The sequence below is a fragment of the Providencia sp. PROV033 genome (assembly GCF_028484855.1).
Taxonomy (GTDB): Bacteria; Pseudomonadota; Gammaproteobacteria; order Enterobacterales; family Enterobacteriaceae; genus Providencia; species Providencia alcalifaciens.
Genome location: NZ_JAMPSW010000132.1, coordinates 1 through 6,867, shown reverse-complemented (window position 1 = coordinate 6,867; position 6,867 = coordinate 1). Strand labels below are relative to the sequence as shown.

The following is a 6,867-nucleotide window of genomic DNA, read 5'->3' as shown; positions in this document are numbered from 1 at the left end:
AAATATTTATTAAGCTAGTGCTACTAACTGGGTGCCGTGGTGTTGAACTGCGAATGGCTAAAAAATCAGACTTTGATTTAGATAACCAAGTTTGGCATGTTCCTGCGGAAATTTCAAAAACTCGTGAGGCTTTCAATCGAGGGCTATCAAATAAATCGGTTTCATTACTAAAAGAAGCCTTTGAAATTTACCCATCATTTGAGCAAGCATTTCCACCTGCTGCTATACAAGAAGACAGACCGATGTCAGCCAGCGTTCTGTTGCAAATGGCAAAGCAGGTTGGCGTAAAAATGGGAGTAGATGATTGGTCAACCCATGACTTGCGAAGAACAGCGAAAACAAAAATGGGTGAGCTTGGCGTCCTGCCGCATGTATCCGAAAAAATCCTTGGACATAAGCTCGCTGGTATTCTCGCTGTGTATGACAGATATGAATATATAAAGGAGCAGATAGAATCTGCGAATATGCTTGCAGATCACATCGAGCAACTATCAAAGTAACCTTTATTCTTGAAGAAATTCATAACTTCTCTATATCTGTATAAAGTGCCGCCGCCTTTAATTGGTTGGTGGTTTTTATCAGGGGCAGGGAACGGAGTTCCTTCTTTTTCCCATTCTTTGCGCTTGTAATAGAATGTTGTTCTAGATATCCCGCCGAGCATTTCCTGTATTTCAGTTCTGCAAATTAGAATCTTATTTACGTTATCCATGCTTTTCTTCCTTATGTAACTTTTCAACATAAACACTAAGCCATATATTTACGGTCGTTTTCTTTAATTGGTCTGGCGATAGCTAAGTGGTGAATTTATTTAGGTGCTTGTTGAGAATTGATTTTCGTTTTACATCATTAAGCGGCTTGTTATTTTCTAATTCTTGCTTGCATTCCCTTGCAATAGCTCTGCGTCCATTCTCCATTTCCTGTGGTGTCATAATTCACCTATGATATTTTCCATTCATTTAATATTTTGTTGCCGATATTTATTAATTCATCTCTATCGACAGTGCTAATTATCTTTCGTGGTTTAATGTAAGGGCGCCATATTAAAAGCATTGAGCCTTTGTTATTCCCGTTAACTGGTTTATTTGTACCAGCGTTAATAAATGAAATTCTTCCTCCTGTAATTAATCTCACTTCATCAACTGTTTCTAATGCCGAATTAAACCATCCGACGGAAGTATCAGACGGAATTAACATTACGACAGGTTGCAATTGCTTTTTACATTGTTCGGCGGCTTTATTAATCCATGGCTGAATTTCGCTGTACGGGGGATTCACCCAAATAGCGCCGTAACTTTCCCAATCACAATTTAGTGAGTCGTCTTTTTCGGTAAGGTAATGAGAACAAAGGTGGTTATTTTTATCTGCGGCGGCATCTAAATAGAAACCGAATTCAGCGTCCAATGCTGTAAATAAAGGTAGGGGAGTTTGCCATCTATCACGCAATTCCTTTGGTGTATGGCTACCTCCGTAGTCAGCCTTCATTCTCCGCATCCTTCATTAATAAATATGCTAGGCATATTGCACGAGTTAGTTTTTTATCTTCTGCCACATTCCAACCAGAGCCACATTGCCAAATTCCATCTTTCGGTATCATGGCTATTTTATTCACTTCAGCTAAATTCATCGCCATTTGATTACTAAATGCATCAACCCATTCAGTTTCCACCCATTCTTCTTCATTATCATATTTTATCTGTGCTTTTAATCGTCGGCTAAAAAAGCTAAATCTTCCCTTTCCTTGCTCAATATTTTTATATTGAATGCCATTTTCTTTGCAATCGAGAATGAATATCTTTTTATTAATCTCGAAGTCAGATAGTTCGGTGTATTTATTCATTATTCATCACCAACATATTTAATTTTACCATCCATCATTGCATCAATGATTGAGTTAGCTTTGTCGTAGTCGCTTAAATTGCTCCACGAGCACTTAGCATCTTCTTCGGATTGAGATTTCAGTGTGTTTTTTGTTTCTTCATCTAGCCAGTCGAACGCATCATTAACATCATCGAAGTATTCACCCTCACAGCAAATCCCCACGTTATCATCTTCGCTGCCAGTAACGGTTACTTTCTCTCTTACAGTGAATATAGGGTAAGCAGTTGCATGATAATTAACACCTTCACCTTGATTGTGATATTTAAGCCGCTCAATAAAGTTATTCCATGTTTCGTTATTTAATTCATCACCATCTGCTAGTGATTTAATTTCGCTCATCTGAATGCCTCCCCACAAACTATCTCAACATCCCGCACCTGCATTATCTGCATGGCACGGCTCTCGCATTCTTGCTGTGTGTATATTTGCTCTGTAACAGGCACAGCAGAACCCTGTATTAGCATGAGTAATACATATCCGATTATTTGCATGGTTATTTAATCTAATTTATATAGAGGGATATTTATTGAGCCTGATTGCTCGGCGTTAATATGAGTGAATCCATGCTTATTAATATAATCAACGCCATTTGATTCCATATAACCAACAGGATTTAAATTAGTTATTCTCTCCAGTTCATCACACAATGCAATAATAACTTTCTTTTCTGGCTCTTTATTATCTGCAATCATTCCCTTTACATAAGAAGTCAAAACTCTAATTTCATTTTTATTCATTTTTTATTTTCACTCCGTTGCTGATTAGTATCTGCTTGCATTTATCAATACCTTCATTTATTCCATTGAAGTAATATTTTGTTTTTGTATCTCCAGCTATGGATGTATTACATTTTTTTGGCAATTCAATTTCCAAACTCTCGCGTGATGCTTGCCATGCTGATAACTGACGCTGGTGCATTCTCGTTATCGAAATCATACCTAACCCATTCCGCTTCATTTCTTCTTTCTGTGGTGCAAACCATTCTTCAAATTGCTTCCTTGATTTATCCATCACTCCACCTTTTTAATATTTGCAATTGCTAATTCCATTTTATGACGTGCTGATGAATTAGAAGAATGAACAATAATTTCAGGCGCTTTAAATCCATTTAAATAAACTTGTTCTTCTATCCACAATAAAACGTCGTAGCCCGTGCCGCGTTCATCATCACCTAAATCATGGTCTAGGCTAATTAGCTCAACCTCGCCAGTTTCCAGTAATTTAATTGCTTCATCAGGCCAGTAAACACGCACAAATCCATCTGGCGTTATGCGCTCGTCGTCGAGATAGACTTTCATATTCATTCCTCTTAATGCATCCCTGCGAGTTAAATTAATCCCAATTCATCTTCAATTCTGAGTAATGATTCAGGGTTGGTGGTAACTGGCTTAGCCATCCAATCAACTGATACCAGACGCCCATTAACTAAAACACCGATATTAAAATCGTCAGATTCACGCTGTTGCCATCCGTTTTTAATGGCATCGTTACGGTTATCGAACCTTTGATAATCTGTGTAGTAATTAATGCCACTGCCTTGATCGTTACAGTAAGCTTGAGCGCAGATGTAAATGTATTCTGTTTTCATATCTATCTCCTGTTTGCATCCTTGCAAATATATCCTGATTTAATTGATGTTTTTCTTTATTAGGTAAGAAAGAAAACGTAATGCTCGTTGATAAAATTCAGGTCTATCAGCGCAAATGTTGTAGCCAGCATATCCAGTGTCGGATTCATACGGCTCAGAAGGGTACTTCTTGAATATTCTCGCTTTGGCTTCGGCTTTTATTGCAGCTTCCTTGCTGAAATATCGCCTATTCCTAGTTGGCGAGTAATAGACTTTCACTACATCAGTAGTTACAGGCATGGTTATATCCTTTGGTTAAATCACATAGGGAAGGGTCAGAAGGGGATTTCTTGATCATCCCAATCCATAGGTGGCTCATTCTGCGGCGCTTGCCGTGGCTGCTGAGGCTGTCGCGCTGGCTGCTGGCTTCATGCCTGATTGCCACCGTTACCACCTAACATTTGCATAGAGCCGCCTACATTCACAACGACTTCTGTTGTGTATCGGTCTTGACCGCTTTGGTCTTGCCATTTACGGGTCTGCAGAGAACCTTCGATATAGACTTGTGAGCCTTTTTTCAGATATTCACCTGCAACTTCAGCTAACTTGCCGAAAATTATCACTTTATGCCACTCTGTTTTTTCGCGCATTTCACCCGATTGTTTATCACGCCACGATTCCGATGTAGCTAGTGTGATATTTGCTACTGCGCCACCGTTAGGCATATAGCGAATTTCAGGGTCTTGCCCTAAGTGACCAATGAGAATTACCTTATTTACTCCGCGACTAGCCATCAGCTTTTCTCCATGTCAGATTTTGCGCTTTGGTAAACCACCTCTAGTTTTTCTAGGCTCTCAGCATCACCAGTGAATTTATTTTTTAGCCAGTTATATGACCTGTCTAATTGCTCTGGAGTCATTTCTCCAGATTTTCCAGTAAAATCAGATAACAAATCAAAGTTTGTCATTAGCTTTTTAACTCTGTGCTCTGCGCGCTTTCCTCGAGACACAGAGAGCATGAATGACAGGTCGCTTTCAATATGGCTCATAGCGTGAATTTTTATACCGCCTACCGCAACGCCGCCAAACTTAACTGTTGGGTCTCCAATTAATGTTAGTGACCTTCCAGCCCATGCATGACCATCATTACCCCAACCGCCAATTAAAACCCTCCGCATTGATTTTGATGGCTTATATGGGCGACCGTCATAACCAACGAGGTCAATAAACACTGGCTGGTCTTTAGAGCCTTCTCTTACTGATTTGATAGTTGCTGTTATCGGGGTAGATTGAACATCTTCAAAGTTAAGCTGATCTGACTTTGGAATGATTGTGCGTGATAAGTCCATTAGAGATACACCTCATCGTCTAAATATTCATCATCGAATAAGTAATTAGGAACATTGATTTCACTCGGTGGCAGAACTATTCCTTCAGTTCGTAGTGATTCGTCATCAATGCATTCTTTAATTTTGCGTAATGCTTCGTGCATGTGCTTATAACCAAGCTCCAGCGATTCCGTGCCGATGTAATACATGCAATTGGTATAAGGCGGTTTATTTTGAAGTGCAAAGAAGCAAAACTGGTCTAACTCAATCCCTGTAGTTAGCTTTAAAACGTACAGATAAAAGGCGGCTTGAATATGGTAGTGATATTTACCGAATGCCTGACTAAAACCTCGCTCAGTTGCATCCATGCAACTTTTGACATCAAGCGGGTAAGGGTGGGAGTCTGATAATCTATCGAACCGACATTTAAGTCTTAAACCAGTAATCGGGCATGTGGCAAACATCGATACTTCTGATTTTCCCTTTGCCATTATGTAATCCATAAAGTCAGTATTCATCCTTGCCGAATCAATCATTCGAGTAATCGTTTCTACATCACTATTTATTAGAATATTGTCAGGCTGATATATTTTTTTTAGATCTATATATTCTTTTGATCTTCTATCTTTAATGTCTGGTTTGAGTATAAAATCCTTTTCAAAAACTTCTGGCTCCAGTAATGCTGCATGAATTGCCGTTCCAATCTGTGCCGATTTACTTCCTTTAAATGGGTTAAAATACAGATTGGCAGGGCTAACACTCATAGCTTTGACTGACGTTGAACCTATCGCTTCATCCTTGTGATAGTCCTCGTTGCTCAGTCCGTAAATAATTCCCTCTCTCATTGAATAAGCCTCTCTTTCAACACATCCTGTATTTTCTTTAGAATCCTATCCTTGGTTAATTCAGATAATTGTCGAAGTTCCTCTCCGTCAATTTCGTTGTAAATATCAATAGCCATTTCTCCAATCTCAAAGCTAGGGTCGGGGCTATAAATTTGAATTCTCATATCTCATCCTTACGTGAATGCGTATGCTCCACGAGAATTAACTTGCCGAAGAATTCGATTTGTCTTTTCGCATTGCTGTTTAAATTTCCAATCAGCAAATAACAACTCGACTTGTTGCTCAGTCATTTCAGACTCGCGAAGTAGGGTGAATATCTGTTGCTTTGCGTGTTTCTGCTTTGCGTTCATGTTGTACTCCGTATGCTGTTTTTAATGTTTCGTTTGCTTCGCTCCATCCGTTCTCATCCTTGAGATAACGTGCAATTCCAGCTTGCTGTTGAGCTAAACAAAGTTTATGTTTATCAATATTCATGCTTACCTCTGGATGTGCGAAACCCTCACTTATCGATTGATAGCGATTGTTATTTAGGTTCTGGTGTTGGTGCGGTGGGTATTAGTAATTCATTGTCATGTGGGGGATTTGGTTACTAGCAACTAGCTTAATAAATTCAGTCGCTAATTTTTCATCAAATCCGTTACTGACTAATGCCTGCAGTGCTTCTTTATTAAATACACGGCGATGTTCTTTGTCTTCCTGACGTTTAGCATCTTCCTGACGCTTACGCTCTTCTTCCGCTAATCGCGTTTGTTCAGCTTCTTGCGCTTTCTTGCGCTCAGCTTCGATAGCTGCTTGTTTCTCGCGTTCGGCTCGTTCCTGAGCTTCTTTGGCGTCACGTTCAGCCTTTTCCTTGGCTTCTTTTGCTTCTTGCTCGGCACGTTGAATGGCTTCCTGCTTTTCACGTTCAGCGCGTTCTGCTGCTTCCTTTGCTTCGCGTTCGCGCTGTGCTGCTGCTTCGATTTCTTGCTGTGCTTTTTGTTCTGCTGCTAATCTTGCTTGCTCTGCTGCTTGTCGCTTTAACTCTTCTTCGTGTTCAATACGTTGGCGCTCAGCTTCGGCTTTAGCTTCTGCTAAATCACGGTCGAATTTCTCATTCATGAGCAGGGCGATTTCATGGTCTGACTCGATGCGCTCAGCAAGTGCCTTATCGAATGCTGCATTCATTTCTAGCGCTTCTTCGTGCCACGCTAACATTTGCTTTTCTGCTTCGATTCGCTCTTGCTCGGCTTCCCACTCAGTTAATGGCTGTC

General features: G+C 40.0%; 15 protein-coding genes and 1 pseudogene. 1 reads left to right on the top strand and 15 read right to left on the bottom strand.

Going from position 1 to position 6,867, the window contains the following annotated elements:
* Window positions 1-500 (top strand): site-specific integrase (locus tag PSF16_RS15960; protein WP_272689650.1); only part of this gene is annotated, 500 nt, incomplete at its 5' end.
* Here PSF16_RS15960 and PSF16_RS15955 read toward each other — a convergent pair.
* The 15 genes and pseudogenes from PSF16_RS15955 to PSF16_RS15885 all read right to left on the bottom strand — a co-directional run.
* On the bottom strand, window positions 476-709 hold the full coding sequence (locus PSF16_RS15955) for a helix-turn-helix transcriptional regulator (RefSeq protein ID WP_272689649.1): 234 nt from the start codon (window positions 707-709) through the stop codon (window positions 476-478). The two genes, PSF16_RS15960 and PSF16_RS15955, sit on opposite strands and share 25 nt — an antisense overlap.
* 227 nt (window positions 710-936) lie before the next feature.
* Window positions 937-1,482, bottom strand: a complete 546-nt coding sequence (locus PSF16_RS15950) for a phage N-6-adenine-methyltransferase (RefSeq protein ID WP_272689648.1) — start codon at window positions 1,480-1,482, stop codon at window positions 937-939.
* Window positions 1,472-1,837 carry a hypothetical protein gene (locus tag PSF16_RS15945; protein ID WP_272689647.1) on the bottom strand — a complete coding sequence of 122 codons (366 nt, stop codon included), beginning with the start codon at window positions 1,835-1,837 and terminating at the stop codon, window positions 1,472-1,474. The genes PSF16_RS15950 and PSF16_RS15945 overlap by 11 nt, the downstream gene beginning before the upstream one ends.
* Window positions 1,837-2,217, bottom strand: a complete 381-nt coding sequence (locus tag PSF16_RS15940; protein WP_272689646.1) for a hypothetical protein — start codon at window positions 2,215-2,217, stop codon at window positions 1,837-1,839. Before PSF16_RS15940 ends, PSF16_RS15945 begins: the two co-directional genes overlap by 1 nt.
* Window positions 2,218-2,375: 158 nt before the next feature.
* Entirely contained in the window at window positions 2,376-2,615 is a 240-nt protein-coding gene (locus PSF16_RS15935; protein ID WP_272689645.1) for a hypothetical protein, read from the bottom strand.
* The gene (locus PSF16_RS15930; protein WP_272689644.1) at window positions 2,608-2,889 is read right to left on the bottom strand and encodes a hypothetical protein; all 282 of its coding nucleotides are present in this window, start codon (window positions 2,887-2,889) and stop codon (window positions 2,608-2,610) included. The genes PSF16_RS15935 and PSF16_RS15930 overlap by 8 nt, the downstream gene beginning before the upstream one ends.
* Complete coding sequence (locus PSF16_RS15925; RefSeq protein WP_272689643.1) at window positions 2,889-3,176, bottom strand: cyclic-phosphate processing receiver domain-containing protein; 288 nt, start codon at window positions 3,174-3,176, stop codon at window positions 2,889-2,891. The genes PSF16_RS15930 and PSF16_RS15925 overlap by 1 nt, the downstream gene beginning before the upstream one ends.
* A gap of 29 nt (window positions 3,177-3,205) precedes the next feature.
* Window positions 3,206-3,466, bottom strand: coding sequence for an antitoxin (locus PSF16_RS15920; RefSeq protein WP_272689642.1), 261 nt, complete (start codon window positions 3,464-3,466; stop codon window positions 3,206-3,208).
* A 39-nt stretch (window positions 3,467-3,505) separates the two neighbouring features.
* A complete protein-coding gene (locus PSF16_RS15915) occupies window positions 3,506-3,745 on the bottom strand; it encodes a hypothetical protein (RefSeq protein ID WP_272689641.1) in 240 nt (79 codons plus the stop codon).
* 35 nt (window positions 3,746-3,780) lie between these two features.
* Window positions 3,781-4,239: pseudogene (gene ssb, locus PSF16_RS15910) on the bottom strand (single-stranded DNA-binding protein).
* Window positions 4,239-4,793, bottom strand: coding sequence for a hypothetical protein (locus tag PSF16_RS15905; RefSeq protein ID WP_272689640.1), 555 nt, complete (start codon window positions 4,791-4,793; stop codon window positions 4,239-4,241). The pseudogene ssb and the gene PSF16_RS15905 overlap by 1 nt, the downstream one beginning before the upstream one ends.
* The gene (locus tag PSF16_RS15900; RefSeq protein WP_272689639.1) at window positions 4,793-5,617 is read right to left on the bottom strand and encodes a PD-(D/E)XK nuclease-like domain-containing protein; all 825 of its coding nucleotides are present in this window, start codon (window positions 5,615-5,617) and stop codon (window positions 4,793-4,795) included. Before PSF16_RS15900 ends, PSF16_RS15905 begins: the two co-directional genes overlap by 1 nt.
* Window positions 5,614-5,781, bottom strand: a complete 168-nt coding sequence (locus PSF16_RS15895; RefSeq protein WP_272689638.1) for a hypothetical protein — start codon at window positions 5,779-5,781, stop codon at window positions 5,614-5,616. Before PSF16_RS15895 ends, PSF16_RS15900 begins: the two co-directional genes overlap by 4 nt.
* Before the next feature lie 127 nt (window positions 5,782-5,908).
* A complete protein-coding gene (locus tag PSF16_RS15890) occupies window positions 5,909-6,091 on the bottom strand; it encodes a hypothetical protein (protein ID WP_272689637.1) in 183 nt (60 codons plus the stop codon).
* Between the two features lie 81 nt (window positions 6,092-6,172).
* Window positions 6,173-6,867: hypothetical protein (locus PSF16_RS15885; RefSeq protein ID WP_272689636.1), on the bottom strand; the 695-nt coding region annotated here is incomplete at its 5' end.

Bases quoted from the DNA above. Each gene is read 5' to 3' on its own strand.
- PSF16_RS15955 (WP_272689649.1), bottom strand. From the start codon at position 709: ATGGATAACGTAAATAAGATTCTAATTTGCAGAACTGAAATACAGGAA.
- PSF16_RS15950 (WP_272689648.1), bottom strand. From the start codon at position 1,482: ATGAAGGCTGACTACGGAGGTAGCCATACACCAAAGGAATTGCGTGAT.
- PSF16_RS15945 (WP_272689647.1), bottom strand. From the start codon at position 1,837: ATGAATAAATACACCGAACTATCTGACTTCGAGATTAATAAAAAGATA.
- PSF16_RS15940 (WP_272689646.1), bottom strand. From the start codon at position 2,217: ATGAGCGAAATTAAATCACTAGCAGATGGTGATGAATTAAATAACGAA.
- PSF16_RS15935 (WP_272689645.1), bottom strand. From the start codon at position 2,615: ATGAATAAAAATGAAATTAGAGTTTTGACTTCTTATGTAAAGGGAATG.
- PSF16_RS15930 (WP_272689644.1), bottom strand. From the start codon at position 2,889: ATGGATAAATCAAGGAAGCAATTTGAAGAATGGTTTGCACCACAGAAA.
- PSF16_RS15925 (WP_272689643.1), bottom strand. From the start codon at position 3,176: ATGAAAGTCTATCTCGACGACGAGCGCATAACGCCAGATGGATTTGTG.
- PSF16_RS15920 (WP_272689642.1), bottom strand. From the start codon at position 3,466: ATGAAAACAGAATACATTTACATCTGCGCTCAAGCTTACTGTAACGAT.
- PSF16_RS15915 (WP_272689641.1), bottom strand. From the start codon at position 3,745: ATGCCTGTAACTACTGATGTAGTGAAAGTCTATTACTCGCCAACTAGG.
- PSF16_RS15905 (WP_272689640.1), bottom strand. From the start codon at position 4,793: ATGGACTTATCACGCACAATCATTCCAAAGTCAGATCAGCTTAACTTT.
- PSF16_RS15900 (WP_272689639.1), bottom strand. From the start codon at position 5,617: ATGAGAGAGGGAATTATTTACGGACTGAGCAACGAGGACTATCACAAG.
- PSF16_RS15895 (WP_272689638.1), bottom strand. From the start codon at position 5,781: ATGAGAATTCAAATTTATAGCCCCGACCCTAGCTTTGAGATTGGAGAA.
- PSF16_RS15890 (WP_272689637.1), bottom strand. From the start codon at position 6,091: ATGAATATTGATAAACATAAACTTTGTTTAGCTCAACAGCAAGCTGGA.